The sequence below is a fragment of the Leisingera sp. G5_S3_59_S7 genome, from assembly GCF_054968485.1.
The window spans coordinates 72,914-88,381 of the sequence record NZ_JBQKUH010000011.1 but is presented as its reverse complement, the minus strand read 5'-3'; the positions used below and the strand labels follow the sequence as shown (position 1 = coordinate 88,381).

The window sequence follows — 15,468 nt, the reverse complement described above, 5'->3', positions numbered from 1 at the left end:
GCACACAATAAAATCAAAGGCTTACACCAAAACAAAGTCAGCGCCCCTGACCCGCTTTCCGCCCCAGCCCCGCACCGCAAACCGCCCGGAACACCCCAAAACCCAAGCCCGAACCACTTACCCACAGACTCGCACCCCTTATCCACAGAACCAGCCCAGGAATCGCACCAAAGCCACCAGAGTCACCCCCTACCCTTGTCCCAAATACCCCGGGGAATCCGGCCAAAGGACAAAGAGGGCACAGACCCAAAGAAAAGGGACGGCCCAAAGGCCGCCCATCAAAGCTTCAGCGCTCCAGCATGTCCAAGCCTGCAACAAGATCGCGGCACATGCCCGCCTCTTGCACCTAACTCCGTCCGGAGACCGGCGTTCCGGATGGCAGTCTGAGCCAGCGGCTGTACGGCACGCGCAGCGCCAGCAGGAAAAGCACAAGCCCGAGGTAGATCAGCGGCTCGATCTGAAACCCTTTTGCCAGCATCACAAAGTGCACAGCACCAAGCACAGCCGCGGCATAGGTCAGCCGGTGCAGCCGGGACCAAGTCCGGCCGAGCTTGCGGACCGAGAGGTTGTTGGAAGTCAGCGCAAGCGGCAGCATCAGGACAAAGGCACCCATGCCGATGGTGATATAGGGCCGCTTGGCAATGTCAGTGAGGATCTGGCCCAGGATCTGCACATCCAGCACCAGCCAGACCAGCAGGTGGCACAGAACATAAAAGAAGCACAGCAGCCCGATCGCCCGGCGGAACTTCAGAAGGTTGAGGCCCAGCAGGCGGCGCAGCGGAGAAATCGCCAGCGTCAGGATCAGAAGCTGCAGCGCCAACTCCCCGTATTCATGCTCCAGTGCCTTGATCGGCTCAACGCCAAGACCGCCCGTCAGGCCAAGATAGAACAGCCAGGGGCCAGGCAGCGCGCCCAGGAGGTATACCGGCCAGACGGGCAGGCACCGGACAAGCTGGTTTGCAAATCCCATCCGCGGCCTCCTTAGAAATACTCGCTGAGGTCCATGCCTTCATAAAGGGCGGCTACCTCGGCCTCGTATCCGTTGAACATCAGCGTCGGCTGACGGCGGGCAAACAGCCCCCCGCCGATGCGGCGCTCGCTGGCTTGGCTCCAGCGCGGGTGCGAGACTTCCGGATTCACATTACTATAGAAGCCGTACTCACGCGGGTTCGCCATGTTCCAGCTGGTTGGGGGCTCTTCATCGGTCAGGGTGATGCGCACCACCGACTTGATCGATTTAAAGCCGTATTTCCACGGCACCACCAGCCGCAGCGGCGCACCGTTCTGGTTGGGCAGCGGTTTGCCGAAGATGCCGGTCGCCATGATCGTCAGCGGGTGCATCGCCTCGTCCAGGCGCAGCCCCTCGCGATAGGGCCAGTCCAGCACCTTATAGATGGTGCCCGGCATCTCGGACGGGCGGTAGAGAGTCTCGAAGGCCACGTATTTCGCGCCCTCCTGCACCCCCGCAAGGGTCAGCAGGTCAGCCAGCTCGAACCCCTGCCAAGGCACCACCATCGACCAGGCCTCAACACAGCGGAACCTGTAGATGCGCTCTTCAAGCGTCATCTCACTCAGGATCTGTTCAAAGGAATAGTCGCCCGGATTGTCCACCAAACCGTCGATCGCGACACTCCAGGGCTCGGTGGTCATCCGCTCAGCATATTCGGACGGATCTCCCTTGCCGGTTCCGAACTCATAGAAGTTGCAGTAACCGGTCACCTCTTCCCAGGTGTTGGGCGCCAGCTCCTCTTCCGGCAGAGCCGCTTCCGCCCGGGCCTGCGTGCCCAGCGCCGCAGCCAGCCCGCTGCCTGCCAGCCCTGCCATGATCCGGCGGCGGTTCCAGAACACGGCCTCCGGGGTTGCGTCTGCAGGGGTTAAATCGTTGGTCCAGCGGCGGGCCATCTGCGTCTCCTGATTATCCAGTCACATCTGAGGTAACGGCGCCGTGCGCAAAACCCAAAACATATCCTGTCACGACTGCGCGAGAGACCTGTAACGTAACATCCAATCCTTCACCCGCTGTGAACGGGAACAAGGAAAAAGGCGCCGCGGCGATTTTCCCGGTGGCGGGACGGCCCATCCCATGCAAACATCCCTATATGTATAACGCAACCGCCGGGACCGTCCGCCCTGGCGGTCGCAAAGGGAGAGACACCATGAAAAAGCACATCGCCGCAGCAGCCCTTGCCCTCACCGCCCAGACCGCCGCAGCGCAGGAGGCCGTGCTCCACACCACTGCACTGCCTTATGACGATGTGATCTTTGGATTAGAAAGCGCCATCACCAACCGCGGGCTGGTGGTCGATCACGTCAGCCATGTGGGCGATATGCTGGAGCGCACCCGCGCCGATGTCGGATCCGACGTGGTGCTGTTTCAGAGCGCGCAAGTATTCTCCTTCTGCTCCGCCCAGCTGTCGCGCGAGGTGATGGAGGCAGATCCGATGAACATCTCCTTCTGCCCCTATAACATCTTCGTGGCCCAGCTGCCGGGCGCGCAAGAGGTCAGCATCGGCTTCCGGTCCTTCCCCGAGGGAGAGATGCAGGTGATCCAGGACTTGCTGGATGGAATCGTGCAGGAAGCGATCGAAGAATAGGCGTCTTGACGGGTAATTTCCCCGCTGCACAGGCTGCCGGATTTCATTATGCTGGCCGGAAACATAAATTCCGGCTCGGGCAGACAATACATGAAATCCTTCCTTGCTTCCCTGATGATGCTAGCTGCCGCCTCGCTGGCAGGCTGCGCCACCACCCCCGCTGCGACCAAGAACAATGTCGAGGAGCTTTCTCTTGCGCTGCAGTCGATGGGCCCCGAGGTCGACCCTGCTGAGGCCCGCCGCGCGGCAGAGATCGCCTACAGCTACTCTGCCCAGCTGGCCGAGCAGTACAATGTCACCACCTCGCCGATTCTCCACAACACTCTGGTGAACACCGGCGTCAAGGAGCGCGGCGTCTGCGTGCATTACGCCGAGGATATGCAGGCCCGCCTCAATCAGGAGAACTTCCGGACGCTGTCGATGCTGCGTGCCATTGCCGAGCCGAAAAGCGATTTCCGCATCGACCACAGCACCGCGGTGATCGCAGCCAAGGGCGATGACATCTACGAGGGTGTCGTACTCGATCCCTGGCGCTATGGCGGCAAGCTCTACTGGTCCGCCACCACCGAGGATCCCCGATACGACTGGGAACCGCGTATGGAAGTCCTTCGCCGCAAGTACGCGCGCCGGATGGCCAAGGAAGCGGCGGCGGGCAGTTAACCCCCCTTTGCAAGGCCCGGCCCCAGTGTCAGAGCCAGGGCCGCGCCAGCCGGTGCATGGCCAGCAGGGCAATCAGCAGCCCGGCTGAGACCGCCGCCAGCACCGGCCAGTCCAAATCCAGCATCTGCGCCCCGAACCACGTGGACAGCAGCGTCACCGGCAGGATGCCCAGCGCGGTAGTCCACACAAAGGTCCAAAGGCGGACCTGGGTCAGCCCGGCGGCATAGTTGATCAGGTTAAAAGCGATTACCGGGACCAGGCGCGCCGCCAGCAGCGCCAGCGCCCCCCGTTCCTCGGTCCAGGCATCCAGCTGCCGCACCTGCGCCCCGCTCAGCCAGTCCCGGACGGCCTCCTGGCCCAGACGGCGCGCCAGCCAAAAGGCCACCAGCGCCCCAAGCATCGCCCCAGTCCAGATCAGCACCGCCCCCAGGAGCGTGCCAAAGATTGCACCTGCACACAGCGCCAGGATTTCCGCTGGAAACGGCACAAAGGAATGCACCACCATCAAAACAATCACCGCCAGCGGCGCCCAGGCACCTGTACTGCGCAGCCAGACAACCATATCCTCCACCGGGCGCACCTGCCCATTCAGCACATAGGCCGCCAGCGCGCCGCACAGCAGCACGAGGAGAAACGCGGCAAAGGCCGTTCTGCGCCTGATGCGGATCATATTACCGGCACCTGTGCTAAGAATAGCTGCCAGTCTAGCGCTTTCCGCCACTGCCGCAAAATGCGCGGCCAGGCAGTCATGAAAAGGCCCGCCACTGCAGGCGGGCCCTTTCAGGTTCACGATCTGCTCTTAATGCACGGCCGATTAATGCACGACGGCATCATCCGGCCGCGGCTTGTCGCTGGTGCCCAGCCGCTCGCCGATAATCAGCCCCTCGCTGCCGGCCGTGACCGGGACGGTATCGCCATCCTTGATCTCGCCGCCCAGCAGAGCCTCGGCCAGCGGGTTCTGCAGCGCACGCTGGATCACCCGCTTCAGCGGCCGGGCGCCGAACACCGGATCATAGCCCTCGTCCGCCAGCCAGGTCTTGGCCGCCTCGTCCAGCTCCAGCGTGATCTTGCGCCCCGCCAGCCGCTTGAGCAGCCGGGCCAGCTGGATCTCGACGATGCCGTCCATGTCCGCACGGTTCAGGCGGTCGAAGATAATGGTCTCATCCAGACGGTTCAGGAACTCGGGCCGGAAGTGGGCCCGCACCGCATCCATCACGTCGCGCTTAGCCTCCGAGGCATCGGCCCCGTCCGGCAGCTGGCTCAGCGCCTGCGCACCGAGGTTCGAGGTCAGCACGATCAGCGTTTGTTTGAAGTCGACGGTGCGGCCCTGACCATCGGTCAGCATACCGTCATCCAGCACCTGCAGCAGCACGTTGAACACGTCCGGATGCGCCTTCTCGACCTCGTCGAACAGCACCACCTGATAGGGGCGGCGGCGCACGGCCTCGGTCAGCGCCCCGCCTTCGTCGTACCCGACATAGCCCGGAGGCGCGCCGATCAGCCGGGCGACCGAGTGCTTCTCCATGTACTCCGACATGTCGATACGCACCATCGCGTGCTCGTCGTCGAAAAGGAACCCGGCTACTGCCTTGGTGAGCTCGGTCTTGCCGACACCGGTCGGCCCGAGGAACAGGAATGACCCCAGAGGCCGGTTCTCGTCATTCAGACCTGCCCGCGCGCGGCGCACCGAGTTGGCAACCGCCGTGACGGCGGCGTTTTGGCCGATCACCCGGCGGTGCAGCTCATCCTCCATGCGCAGCAGCTTCTCGCGCTCGCCCTCCAGCATCTTGGAGGTCGGAATGCCGGTCCAGCGCTCCACAACGGCTGCGATCTGCTCAGGCCGCACGGCCTCCTCGACCATCAGCCCCTGCTCTTCTTTCTGCTCGGCATCCGCCAGCTGCTTCTCCAGCCCCGGAATGACGCCATAGGACAGCTCACCTGCCTTCGCGAGGTTGCCCTTCCGCTTGGCGATATCCAGCTCCGCCCGGGCGCGGTCCAGCTGCTCCTTCAGGTCGCGGGCCGAGGCCAGCTTGTCCCGCTCCGACTGCCACTGCGCGGTCATCTCGGCGGATTGCTCTTGCAACTCCGCCAGTTCCTTCTGCAGCTTCTCCAGGCGGTCCTTGGAGGCCGCATCATCCTCCAGCTTCAGCGCCTCTTCCTCGATCTGCATTTGCAGAATCTGCCGGTCCAGCGCATCCAGCTCTTCCGGTTTCGAATCCACCTGCATCCGCAGGCGGGAGGCGGCCTCATCCATCAGGTCAATCGCCTTGTCCGGCAGAAAGCGGTCAGTGATGTAGCGGTTCGAAAGCGTCGACGCCGCCACCAGCGCCGCATCGGCAATGCGCACCCCGTGGTGCAGCTCATACTTTTCCTTGATGCCGCGCAGGATCGACACAGTGTCCTCCACCGTGGGCTCAGTAATCATCACCGGCTGGAACCGCCGGGCCAGGGCGGCGTCCTTCTCCACATACTTGCGGTATTCATCCAGCGTGGTGGCGCCGATGCAATGCAGCTCGCCGCGCGCCAGCGCCGGCTTGATCAGATTGGCGGCATCCATGGCGCCATCCGATTTGCCCGCGCCGACCAGCGTGTGCATCTCGTCAATGAACAGGATGATCTCTCCCGCGGCTTCGGTGACTTCCGTCAGAACGGCTTTCAGACGCTCCTCGAATTCGCCGCGGTATTTTGCGCCGGCGATCAGCGCACCCATGTCGAGCGCAAGCAGCTTCTTGTCGCGCAGCGACTCAGGCACATCGCCGTTGATGATGCGCAGCGCCATGCCCTCAGCAATTGCGGTTTTACCGACGCCCGGCTCACCAATCAGAACCGGGTTGTTCTTGGTCCGGCGCGACAGCACCTGCATCGAGCGGCGGATTTCTTCGTCCCGGCCGATGATCGGGTCGATCTTGCCCTCACGCGCCGCTTCGGTCAGGTCGCGGGCGTATTTCTTCAACGCATCGTAGCCTTCCTCAGCGGTTGCCGAGTCGGCCGTGCGCCCCTTGCGGATGTCATTGATCGCTTCGTTGAGCTTCTGGGCGGACACTTCGCCCGCCTCCAGCGCCTCCTTGGCCTTGGATTTGACCATGCACAGCGCCATCAGCAGCCGTTCCACCGGCACAAAGCTGTCGCCCGCCTTCTCGGCAATCTTGGCGGCCTCATCCAGCACCTTGGCAGTCTGCCCGTCCAGATAGATCTGCGCGGCGTCGCCGCTCACCTCGGGCTGCTTTGCAACGGCCGCATCAACGGCCTCCGCCACGCGCGCAGGCGCGCCGCCCGCGCGCGAGATCAGATTGCTTGCCAGCCCCTGATCGTCGTCCATCAATGCTTTCAGAATATGCTCTGGCACCAGCCGCTGGTGCCCCTCGCGCATCGCAATGGTCTGCGCCGCCTGCACGAACCCACGTGCACGCTCCGTGAACTTGTTCAAGTCCATCTTGCTCTCCTTTTTCAAGCGCCCGCGTTATTGGCAGCGCCCGCTTTGCGGCACGCCCCGGTCCGGGCCTCGGCAATAGATGTGGGAAGCGATGCCGCCGCTTCAAGATCATCATGCCCGCAAAAGGTGAGGAAATCCCTGACCTGCGTCAACTTTGCGCCCAGCCCGCCGCCCCGGACGCAACCGCGCCGCGCACCAGCGCGGCGCCGGGCCCAAAATCTGCAATAGGCGCCGCCAGGGGCCTGTTCAGATGCGGGAGCACCCGCCCGCCGCAGCGGCACCTTGCCGAATGCCTGCCCCTTGCGTATGAAACGCCAGTTCACGCCACAGCTGCCACAAAGGACTGCCCCATGACCCAAGCCCCGCGCGCCGATGACCGCCTGATTGTTGCCATGGATGTCCCCAACGCGCTGGACGGGCTGAAACTGGCCGAACAGCTGGGCGATGCTGTCTCCTTTTACAAAATCGGTCTTGGCATGCTCACTGGCGGCGGACTGGCGCTGGCCAATGAGCTCAAGCAGGAGCACGGCAAGCGCATCTTTCTCGACATGAAACTCTTTGACATCGGCGCCACCGTGGAAAACGCGGTGCGGGGCCTGGCGCAGTTCGACCTCGACTTCCTCACCGTGCATGGCGACCCTTACGTGGTGCGCGCCGCCAAGGAAGGCGCGGCTGGCAAGGACCTCAAGATCCTCGCCGTCACTATCCTCACCTCGCTCGACCGGCAGGACCTGGATGGTGCGCTGATCAAGGCGGGCGCTGTGCAGGACCTGGTGCTGGAGCGCGCAGGCAACGCCTTTGCCGCCGGCGCCGACGGGGTGATCGCCAGCCCGCAGGAGGCCGCGCTGATCCGCGCCCTGCCCGAGGCGGAAGGCAAGCTGATCGTCACCCCAGGCGTCCGCCCTGCCGGAGCGGCCTTGGGCGACCAGAAACGCGTCGCCACCCCGGCGTCCGCCATCGCAGACGGCGCCGACCATATCGTAGTGGGCCGCCCGATCTGGACAGCAGACAGCCCCCGCGCCGCGGCTGAGGCCATCCTGGCAGAGCTGGCCGGCACGCAAACCTGACCGCCACCGCGCGGCCCAGAAGGTCCGCAGCACGAAAGCGCCTGCGCCGCAAACGGCGCAGGCCGGCCTCTGCTTAAAAAACAGGCAGCAATAAAAAATGTGCGGTGGACACATCTATTCTGCGCGGTCCACCGCCATGCCGCCAGCTTACCTAACGTCAACGCACTCTTTTCACTGATGAAACCTGCCGCTGAACCGGTTTCTGCGCCAAATCGTCCTGTAACCCAAAAGGCACACCCGGAAAAGCCGCCGCTTCGCCCGCGACCCGCAAACTTTGCGAAACGGCGCTGGCTGCGCGATTCTGCAGATGAGACACTCCCCAGACGGGCTTTTCTTCCTGAGACCCGTCACCTTCCCCCCGCATTCCAGCGGGGGATCTTTCTTTCTGCTTCCTGAAATTTCCGCTTTCACCTTCGCCGTTCAGCAAGGTACTCGCGCAGGCGCGCCGCGAAATGCGGCACGGCCAAGGGATGGGCGCAATAGACCTCCGGCGCCATCAGCGCCCAGCCCTGCCCCTCATCCCCGAACCGGATCAGCTCAACGGCTGACGCTGGCAAATGCGCGGCAAAGAACCAGACCCGCCCGTGCGGACGCTGATAGGGCCGCGCCCAGACCAGCGCTGCCGGCTCCAGCACCAGCCCGACCTCTTCAACGGTCTCGCGCAGTGCACAGGCCGCGGGGCTTTCGCCTGCTTCACGGCCGCCGCCCGGCAAATCCCAATGGCCGGGATAAGGAATATCAGGTCTGTCATCCCGCTGGATGACCAGCAGATTCTGCCCTAGAAACACCGCCAGCTTGGCGCCGGCAAAATCTTCGCCTGCTGATGTCATGATCTGTCACTTGGCAATCCGCCGCGCTAAAGACAAGCCCTCCGCCGCAAGCTAGACTGCCGCCTCCAGGACCACAGCCAGCCGCCTCCCATGCACGCCCTTTGCCGAGACTGCCTGAACCAGATCCCCCTAGCCCGGCGCTGCCCGCATTGCGGCAGCCCGCGGATCAAGGCGCATGAGGAGCTGTTCTCCCTCACCATTGCACACATGGACTGCGACGCCTTTTACGCCAGCGTCGAGAAACGCGACAATCCTGAGCTGGCCACCAAGCCCGTGATCATCGGCGGCGGCAAGCGCGGGGTGGTCTCCACCGCCTGCTATGTCGCCCGCATCCGCGGCGTCCGCTCCGCCATGCCGATGTTCCAGGCGCTGAAACTCTGCCCCGACGCAGTGGTGATCAAGCCGCGCATGAATGTCTATGTCGAGGTCAGCCGCGAAATCCGCAAGATAATGAATGAGCTGACCCCGGATGTGGAGCCGCTTTCACTGGATGAGGCTTTCATGGACCTCACTGGCACCGAAAAGCTGCATGGCGCGCCGCCCGCGGTGATGCTGGCGCGGCTGGTCAAGCGGATGAAGGACGAACTGGGCGTCACCGGCTCCATCGGGCTCAGCCACAACAAGTTCCTGGCCAAGGTTGCCTCCGACCTCGACAAGCCGCGCGGATTTTCGGTGATCGGCAAGGCCGAGACAGGCGATTTCCTGCGCGAAAAACCGGTGCGGCTGATCTGGGGCATCGGACCCGCAGCCCAGGCCAGCCTGGACAAGGCAGGCATTCGCACCTTTTCCGATCTCTTGCGCTGGGACCGCGAAGCGCTGCACAGCCGCTTCGGCTCGATGGGCGACCGGCTTTGGCACCTGGCCCGCGGCCAGGACCGGCGCCGGGTTTCCGCCCATGCGCCCATTAAGTCGATCTCCAATGAAACCACCTTCTTTGAAGACACTGCCAGCCTCGAAGTACTCGACGGCCATTTGTGGCGGCTGGCCGAAAAAGTCTCGGACAGGGCCAAGGCGCGGGAAGTGGCAGGCCGGGTTGTCACCCTCAAACTGAAGCGCGCCAACCACTCGGCGCTGACCCGGCGGGTCACCCTGCACAGCCCCACCCAGATCGCCGACCGGATCTACCGCACCGCCCGCGGCCTGCTGGATCAGGTGGGCAACGAGGGCCCCTACCGGCTGCTGGGCTGCGGTATCTCTGACTTGGTGCCCGAATCGCAGGCCGACGAGAGCGGCGATTTGCTGGACCCGCAGGCCGGAAAGCGGGCGGAGGCGGAACGCGCCACGGATGCGATCCGGAAACGGTTCGGCGACGGAGCGATTCTCAAAGGCCGCGCCCTGCGCTAAGCCGTGCGTTGCATTCCCTTATTCCGCCGCCAGCGGAATTTCCTCCTGCCCGATGGCCGCAATCTCCGCGGTCACCTGGCGCAGCAGTTTCTGCAGCGGCTCGAAATTTCCGTTGGGCCGGATATTGACCTCATCCATATAGAGCGCCCGGTCGATCTCGATCTGGACCGCATGCTGGCGCCGCGACGGCCGGCCGTAGGTCTGCGCGATGTAAGCCCCGGCAAACGGCGTATTGCGGGCCACTTTCAGCCCCGCCGCGGCAAAAGCCGCCTCGATCCGGTCCACCACACTGCTGTCCGCGGCAGCACCGAACCGGTCGCCCAGCACCACCTCCGGCTTGCCGCTGCCAATTGGCGCCATGGTGTCGATCGCCTCATGCGGCATTGAGTGGCAGTCGACCAGAATCGCCTGCCCGAAACGCCGGTGCGCCTGCTCCAGAAGCCCCTTCAGTGCCTGGTGATAAGGGTGCCAGTAACAGCTGATCCGCTCCTCGGCCTCGGCCAGGGTCAGCTTGCCGCGGTAGATCGCGCGCCCGTTGGCCACTACGCGGGGAATCACCCCCAGGCCTGACGCCACCCGCGGGTTCTGCCCGCGCCGCTGCACCCCGTCGATCACCGCCGGGTCCAGTTCATCGGGCGAGCGGTTCAGGTCCAGATAGGCACGCGGCTTGACCGCAGTCAGCAGCGGCGCCCCGAATTCCGGCGCCGCCTGGAACAGCTGGTCGACAAAAGCATCCTCTGAGCTGCGGATGGTTTTCCGCCCCAGAATCGACTGTGCCAGAAAGGAATCGCTGTAATCGGTACCGCTGTGGGGAGAGGCAAAAACCACCGCGGACGCCAGTTTCTGCGGGGAATTCACGGAAAACGCTGTATCAGGCATCCTTGCTCCGGTGCTTCTTGTGCAAGAAACAGCATATCGCGGAAATTTCTGCGGTCAAAAGCTCTTGCACCCTCGGGCGACTCTATTTATAGACCCCCTCACCGGCGCGGCACCCCGCGCCCCTTTCACTTCTAAGGGGCAGGAGGCTGGGCAGGCCAGAGTGGGCGATTAGCTCAGCGGTAGAGCACTTCGTTGACATCGAAGGGGTCACAAGTTCGATCCTTGTATCGCCCACCATTCCATTCACTGCCCTGGCTACGGCCACGGCACCCGCTAACCCAGGCGCTGGTTCGCGCCGCAGACAAGGAGAGAGACCATGAAGGTCAAGAACTCGCTCCGTTCGCTGAAGAACCGGCACCGCGATTGCCGGGTTGTGCGCCGCAAAGGCCGCGTTTACGTGATCAACAAGACCCAGCGCAAGTTCAAAGCGCGACAGGGCTAAGATCCGACACAGCGACACACAGAAAACCGCATCACCCGATGCGGTTTTTTTGCGTTTGGGGCCTGCGGTTTCCGGTCCTGGCCAAGGAGCCGCGCCCGCAGATACCCCGGCTGCCGCCGGGCAATGCTTGGCGGGCTTTGCCAAAAGCCCTGCGACGGACGGAAGAGGCCGAACCTATGCGGGCCCACCGGACAGCTCACCACACGCAGCAGCGGCGGCCCGGAACCGGCAGGGCTTCCGTCCCTCCGCCCCCCGTCTTGCACCGCCGCGGCAAAATATCTGATTTCTTTTGTCGGAAATTCGTTGCATCCGTTGGAAAATTCATTAATTGACTGTTTCAGTCGGAAAAAGAGCCACTAACGAACGGGACATCACATGCTGAAAGCCACCACAGTACTGGCCGGCGCGCTGACCGCGGCCATCGCCACCACCGCTGCTGCCGAAGGTGAACTGAACATCTATTCCTCGCGTCACTATGACACCGACGAACAGCTCTATTCGGAGTTTGAAGAGGCCACCGGCATCACCATCAACCGGATCGAAGGCAATGCGGATGAACTGATTGCCCGGTTGACGGCTGAAGGCGAAAACTCTCCCGCCGACATTCTGATCACCGTCGACACCTCCCGCCTGACCCGGGCCAAGGACGCAGGCGTGCTGCAAAGCATCGAAAGCGATGTGCTGGAGACCCGCGTGCCAGCCTATCTGCAGGACCAGGACAACCAGTGGTTCGGCTTCAGCCAGCGCTCGCGGATCATCTTCTATGACAAGGACGAGGTCGCCAATCCGCCGCTGACCTATCTGGACCTGGCCGACCCCGCGTATAAGGGCAAGGTGTGCATCCGCTCCTCCAAGAACACCTACAACCAGACCCTGCTGGCCTCGATCGTGACTCATCACGGCGCAGACGCAGCCCGCAGCTGGGCCGAAGGCGTGGTTGCCAACATGGCGCGCGACCCGCAGGGCGGCGACACCGACCAGATGCGCGGCATTATTTCGGGCGAATGCGATATCGCCGTGGCCAACAGCTATTACTTCGCCCGCGCGATCCGCAAGGACGTCAAGGGTGTGTCGGAAAACCGTGACCAGATCGGCTGGCTGTTCCCCTCGCAGAATACCGAAGGCGCGCATATGAACCTGTCCGGTGGCGGTGTTGCCGTGCATGCCCCGAACAAGGACAACGCCGTCAAGTTCCTGGAGTACCTCGCCAGCGATTCCGCCCAAGCCTATTTCTCGGCCGGCAATGACGAATACCCGGCGGTTCCGGGCGTTGGCCTGGCCCCGTCGATCGCAGCGCTTGGCCATTTCAAGCCGGACGACGTGAACCTGTCGGAGGTTGCCAAGAACCTGCCCGAGGCACAGAAAATCTTCAACGACGTTGGATGGAAATAACACCAGAACTTTAAAACCGGAGAAGCGCGGCCCCCGGTCGCGCTTTTTTGCATCCGTGCCTGCCCTGACTGACGGACACCAAAATTGCGGCGCACCCCCAGCTTTTTCTAGACCCCTTAGCTCCGGACGCCTATACGTTCGCGCATCTTAAAATTCGGGGGGGGGAACATGCCGTCAGGAGCACGCCGAGCTCTGGGGGACCAGAGCTTATGAACCGGTTGCCGGTAACGATTATCAGCGGGTATCTGGGGGCGGGCAAGACCACCCTGATCAACCGTCTGCTGGCCGAGGATCACGGACTGAAGCTGGCCGTGATCGTGAATGACTTCGGCGCGGTCAATATAGACGACGCGCTGATCCAGGACACGGATGGCGGCAAGATCGCCCTCACCAATGGCTGCGTCTGCTGCACAATGGGCGACGACCTGGCCGTGGCACTGCGGCAAGTGCTGAACCGCCCCGAACACCCGGACCATCTGGTGATCGAGGCCAGCGGCATTTCCGATCCGGTGGCCATCGCCAATTCCGTTCTCAATGAAAACGGCCTCAGCTACGGCGGCATCGTCACCTTGGTGGATGCGGGGAATGCGCAAACGCTGCTGAACGATCCGCTGATTACCCCCCAGGCAGAGCAGCAGATCCGCGCAGCCGATCTGGTGATCGCCACCAAATGCGGTGAAATTTCCGAAACGCTCGGCGCCGCGCTGAAGTCGGCTGGCGCCCGCACCCCGACGGTGCTGAACGGCTCTCCTGTGGCGGAATTGCTGTTCGACGTGGTGCCGCTACCCAAGGGCCGCGCGGTCGCCGCCCACCCCGCCTATACCACTTGGCAGCACCGCAGCCGCACCGTGCTGGACCGCCGCGCGCTGGGGGACAAGCTGGCAGGCCGTCCTGCCGGGCTCTACCGGATGAAGGGGTTCGTGCTGACCACCGGCGGCGCTTATGAGCTGCATGTGGTGGGCCGCCATGTTGAGGCGAAACGCTGCGAGGCAGAGGAAACTGTTCTGGTGGGCCTGGGCCCTTCAGACCGGATTTCCCGTGACGAGATCGAGGCCTGGTGGGCGGCATAAGCCGCCCCTTTCGTCAGGAACGCACCAAGAAAATTCGAGTTTTCTTGGCAAGAATTTTCCAAAGTTGCTGCGCCTACCGCCGCCGCCCTACCTGACGGCAGATCAGGATCACCGGCAGCAACCCAACCGCCATGATCACCAGCGAGGGCACAGCGGCGCCCTCCAGCCGCTCGTCTGCCGCCAGCCGGTGCGCCTGCACTGCAAGCGTGTCAAAGTTGAACGGCCGCATGATCAGCGTCGCAGGCAGTTCCTTCATCACATCGACAAAAACAATCAGCAATGCGGTCATCAGGCTGGGCGTCAGGATCGGCAGATACACCCGGCGCAGCATCCCCATGGGCCCCTGCCCCAGTGAGCGCGCCGCTGCATCCATATTGGTGTGCATAGTGGCCTGCCCGCCCTCATATGCCCCCAGTGCAGCCGCCATAAAGCGAACGCCATAAGCCGCCACCAGAAGCCAGATCGAGCCGGTCACCAACAGCCCTGTGCGGATGCCGAAGGTCTCCCGCATCCAGGCATCGAGCGCATTGTCAAACGCCGCGAAAGGCACGATCAGCCCTACCGCGATCACCCCGCCGGGCACCGCATATCCCAGCCGGGCGAAATAGGCCGCCGCGGAGGACAGCCGCCCGGGCCGCAAGCGCTGGTAGAACCCGAGGCAAACCGCAGCCGCAACCGTCAGCACCGCTGCTGCCGACGCCAGAATGATCGAATTACTGGTGAAATCCATGTAGCGGCGGCTGAACAGGTTCTGCTCGGAATCAAAGCTCATCAGAAGCAGCACTGCCACCGGCAGCAGGAAGCCCAGCACCACCGGCACCGCGCAGAAGAACACGGCCGCCACCGCCTTGATGCCGCTCAGCTTTGCCGGCGGCATCTGGGTGTGATGCTTGCCGGCATGGTGGTACTTGGCCCGCCCGCGGGTGGAGCGCTCCACCACCGCCAGCGTCAGGGCAAAGCCCAGAAGGCACAGAGCCAGCTGCGCTGCCCCGCCCCGGTCGCCCAGCGAGAACCAGCTGGTGTAGATGCCGGTGGCAAAGGTCTGCACCCCGAAGTACGAAACCGTGCCGAAGTCTGCGATGGTTTCCATCACCGCCAGCAGCACACCGGAGGCAATAGCCGGGCGTGCCATCGGCAGGCTGACCAACCAGAAAGCCTGCCAGGAATTCTTGCCAAGCGCCCGCGCGGCCAGGAAGGCGCCTGCGCTCTGCTGCATGAACGCCGCCCGTGCCAGCAGGTAAACATAAGGATAAAGCACCAGCACCAGCATCGCCGCCGCCCCGCCGGTGGAGCGGATTTCCGGGAACCAGTAGTCGCGCGGCCCCCAGCCCGTTACCTCCCGCAGGGTGGATTGTACGATTCCCGGATGGTCCAGGATATGGGTGTAGGCATAGGCCAGAACATACGCCGGAAAGGCCAGCGGCAGCACCAGCGCCACCTCCAGGAACCGCGCGCCGGGGAACCGCGTCATCGTCACCAGCCATGCTGCTCCGGTGCCGATTGCGAAGGTGCCAAGCGCCACCATCGCCACCAGTGCCAGCGTCGTCAGCGAATACCCCGGCAGCACAGTTTCAGCGAGATGGCTGATCGTGTCGGTACCGCCAAACGCCGCCGCCAGCGCCACCGCCACCATCGGCAGCAGGCAGGACAGCGCCACGATCCAAGCCATCACTGCAAACAGCCCGCCGCCGCCCTTGCCGCCGCGGCGGCGCCCGTGCGGGGCGTATTCTATGGGATCATTGGCAGCAGTCATTTGT

At 63.6% G+C, this 15,468-nt stretch carries 14 protein-coding genes and 1 tRNA gene; 8 read left to right on the top strand and 7 right to left on the bottom strand.

Translation table 11 applies throughout. The annotated features are described in order from the left end of the window. Positions 1–346: 346 nt before the first annotated feature. Positions 347–970 (bottom strand): protein-methionine-sulfoxide reductase heme-binding subunit MsrQ, encoded by a 624-nt coding sequence (gene msrQ / locus ACTRWG_RS07855; protein WP_027235668.1) that lies wholly within the window; start codon positions 968–970, stop codon positions 347–349. Positions 971–981: 11 nt separating this feature from the next. Next, positions 982–1,902, bottom strand: coding sequence for a protein-methionine-sulfoxide reductase catalytic subunit MsrP (gene msrP, locus ACTRWG_RS07850; RefSeq protein WP_027235669.1), 921 nt, complete (start codon positions 1,900–1,902; stop codon positions 982–984). 254 nt (positions 1,903–2,156) lie between these two features. Here msrP and ACTRWG_RS07845 point away from each other — a divergent pair, with 254 nt between their 5' ends. Then, positions 2,157–2,594, top strand: a complete 438-nt coding sequence (locus ACTRWG_RS07845) for a DUF302 domain-containing protein (protein ID WP_027235670.1) — start codon at positions 2,157–2,159, stop codon at positions 2,592–2,594. A 90-nt stretch (positions 2,595–2,684) separates the two neighbouring features. Beyond that, complete coding sequence (locus ACTRWG_RS07840; RefSeq protein ID WP_027235671.1) at positions 2,685–3,254, top strand: hypothetical protein; 570 nt, start codon at positions 2,685–2,687, stop codon at positions 3,252–3,254. A 28-nt stretch (positions 3,255–3,282) separates the two neighbouring features. On the opposite strand, the gene ACTRWG_RS07835 is transcribed toward ACTRWG_RS07840, so the two are convergent. Together ACTRWG_RS07835 and clpB are read right to left on the bottom strand one after the other, a co-directional pair. Further along, complete coding sequence (locus ACTRWG_RS07835) at positions 3,283–3,924, bottom strand: TVP38/TMEM64 family protein (RefSeq protein ID WP_051357777.1); 642 nt, start codon at positions 3,922–3,924, stop codon at positions 3,283–3,285. A 144-nt stretch (positions 3,925–4,068) separates the two neighbouring features. Then, entirely contained in the window at positions 4,069–6,687 is a 2,619-nt protein-coding gene (clpB, locus tag ACTRWG_RS07830) for an ATP-dependent chaperone ClpB (RefSeq protein WP_027235672.1), read from the bottom strand. A gap of 350 nt (positions 6,688–7,037) precedes the next feature. Between clpB and pyrF the strand changes: the two genes are divergently transcribed. Further along, positions 7,038–7,754, top strand: a complete 717-nt coding sequence (pyrF, locus tag ACTRWG_RS07825) for an orotidine-5'-phosphate decarboxylase (RefSeq protein WP_027235673.1) — start codon at positions 7,038–7,040, stop codon at positions 7,752–7,754. Between the two features lie 407 nt (positions 7,755–8,161). Here pyrF and ACTRWG_RS07820 read toward each other — a convergent pair whose 3' ends face one another. Beyond that, on the bottom strand, positions 8,162–8,584 hold the full coding sequence (locus ACTRWG_RS07820; RefSeq protein ID WP_027235674.1) for an NUDIX hydrolase: 423 nt from the start codon (positions 8,582–8,584) through the stop codon (positions 8,162–8,164). A 90-nt stretch (positions 8,585–8,674) separates the two neighbouring features. On the opposite strand from ACTRWG_RS07820, the gene ACTRWG_RS07815 reads away from it, so the two are divergent. After that, the gene (locus ACTRWG_RS07815; protein ID WP_084299529.1) at positions 8,675–9,928 is read left to right on the top strand and encodes a DNA polymerase IV; all 1,254 of its coding nucleotides are present in this window, start codon (positions 8,675–8,677) and stop codon (positions 9,926–9,928) included. An 18-nt stretch (positions 9,929–9,946) separates the two neighbouring features. Here ACTRWG_RS07815 and ACTRWG_RS07810 read toward each other — a convergent pair whose 3' ends face one another. Continuing rightward, the gene (locus tag ACTRWG_RS07810) at positions 9,947–10,807 is read right to left on the bottom strand and encodes an N-formylglutamate amidohydrolase (RefSeq protein ID WP_027235676.1); all 861 of its coding nucleotides are present in this window, start codon (positions 10,805–10,807) and stop codon (positions 9,947–9,949) included. Positions 10,808–10,969: 162 nt separating this feature from the next. Here ACTRWG_RS07810 and ACTRWG_RS07805 point away from each other — a divergent pair. The 4 genes from ACTRWG_RS07805 to ACTRWG_RS07790 all read left to right on the top strand — a co-directional run bounded on the left by ACTRWG_RS07805 (position 10,970) and on the right by ACTRWG_RS07790 (position 13,711). Beyond that, positions 10,970–11,044 (top strand) — tRNA-Val (locus tag ACTRWG_RS07805). Positions 11,045–11,123: 79 nt separating this feature from the next. Beyond that, positions 11,124–11,249, top strand: coding sequence for a type B 50S ribosomal protein L36 (ykgO, locus tag ACTRWG_RS07800; protein WP_005648635.1), 126 nt, complete (start codon positions 11,124–11,126; stop codon positions 11,247–11,249). A 375-nt stretch (positions 11,250–11,624) separates the two neighbouring features. Next, complete coding sequence (locus ACTRWG_RS07795) at positions 11,625–12,641, top strand: Fe(3+) ABC transporter substrate-binding protein (protein ID WP_259971460.1); 1,017 nt, start codon at positions 11,625–11,627, stop codon at positions 12,639–12,641. Between the two features lie 209 nt (positions 12,642–12,850). After that, on the top strand, positions 12,851–13,711 hold the full coding sequence (locus tag ACTRWG_RS07790) for a CobW family GTP-binding protein (RefSeq protein ID WP_462829193.1): 861 nt from the start codon (positions 12,851–12,853) through the stop codon (positions 13,709–13,711). Positions 13,712–13,784: 73 nt separating this feature from the next. On the opposite strand, the gene ACTRWG_RS07785 is transcribed toward ACTRWG_RS07790, so the two are convergent. Beyond that, complete coding sequence (locus tag ACTRWG_RS07785; protein ID WP_462829192.1) at positions 13,785–15,464, bottom strand: ABC transporter permease; 1,680 nt, start codon at positions 15,462–15,464, stop codon at positions 13,785–13,787. Between the last annotated feature and the right edge of the window lie 4 nt (positions 15,465–15,468).

What these genes read in the sequence shown, in the direction of transcription:
- msrQ (WP_027235668.1), bottom strand. Translation starts at nt 970, where the DNA reads ATGGGATTTGCAAACCAGCTTGTCCGGTGCCTGCCCGTCTGGCCGGTA.
- msrP (WP_027235669.1), bottom strand. Translation starts at nt 1,902, where the DNA reads ATGGCCCGCCGCTGGACCAACGATTTAACCCCTGCAGACGCAACCCCG.
- ACTRWG_RS07845 (WP_027235670.1), top strand. Translation starts at nt 2,157, where the DNA reads ATGAAAAAGCACATCGCCGCAGCAGCCCTTGCCCTCACCGCCCAGACC.
- ACTRWG_RS07840 (WP_027235671.1), top strand. Translation starts at nt 2,685, where the DNA reads ATGAAATCCTTCCTTGCTTCCCTGATGATGCTAGCTGCCGCCTCGCTG.
- ACTRWG_RS07835 (WP_051357777.1), bottom strand. Translation starts at nt 3,924, where the DNA reads ATGATCCGCATCAGGCGCAGAACGGCCTTTGCCGCGTTTCTCCTCGTG.
- clpB (WP_027235672.1), bottom strand. Translation starts at nt 6,687, where the DNA reads ATGGACTTGAACAAGTTCACGGAGCGTGCACGTGGGTTCGTGCAGGCG.
- pyrF (WP_027235673.1), top strand. Translation starts at nt 7,038, where the DNA reads ATGACCCAAGCCCCGCGCGCCGATGACCGCCTGATTGTTGCCATGGAT.
- ACTRWG_RS07820 (WP_027235674.1), bottom strand. Translation starts at nt 8,584, where the DNA reads ATGACATCAGCAGGCGAAGATTTTGCCGGCGCCAAGCTGGCGGTGTTT.
- ACTRWG_RS07815 (WP_084299529.1), top strand. Translation starts at nt 8,675, where the DNA reads ATGCACGCCCTTTGCCGAGACTGCCTGAACCAGATCCCCCTAGCCCGG.
- ACTRWG_RS07810 (WP_027235676.1), bottom strand. Translation starts at nt 10,807, where the DNA reads ATGCCTGATACAGCGTTTTCCGTGAATTCCCCGCAGAAACTGGCGTCC.
- ykgO (WP_005648635.1), top strand. Translation starts at nt 11,124, where the DNA reads ATGAAGGTCAAGAACTCGCTCCGTTCGCTGAAGAACCGGCACCGCGAT.
- ACTRWG_RS07795 (WP_259971460.1), top strand. Translation starts at nt 11,625, where the DNA reads ATGCTGAAAGCCACCACAGTACTGGCCGGCGCGCTGACCGCGGCCATC.
- ACTRWG_RS07790 (WP_462829193.1), top strand. Translation starts at nt 12,851, where the DNA reads ATGAACCGGTTGCCGGTAACGATTATCAGCGGGTATCTGGGGGCGGGC.
- ACTRWG_RS07785 (WP_462829192.1), bottom strand. Translation starts at nt 15,464, where the DNA reads ATGACTGCTGCCAATGATCCCATAGAATACGCCCCGCACGGGCGCCGC.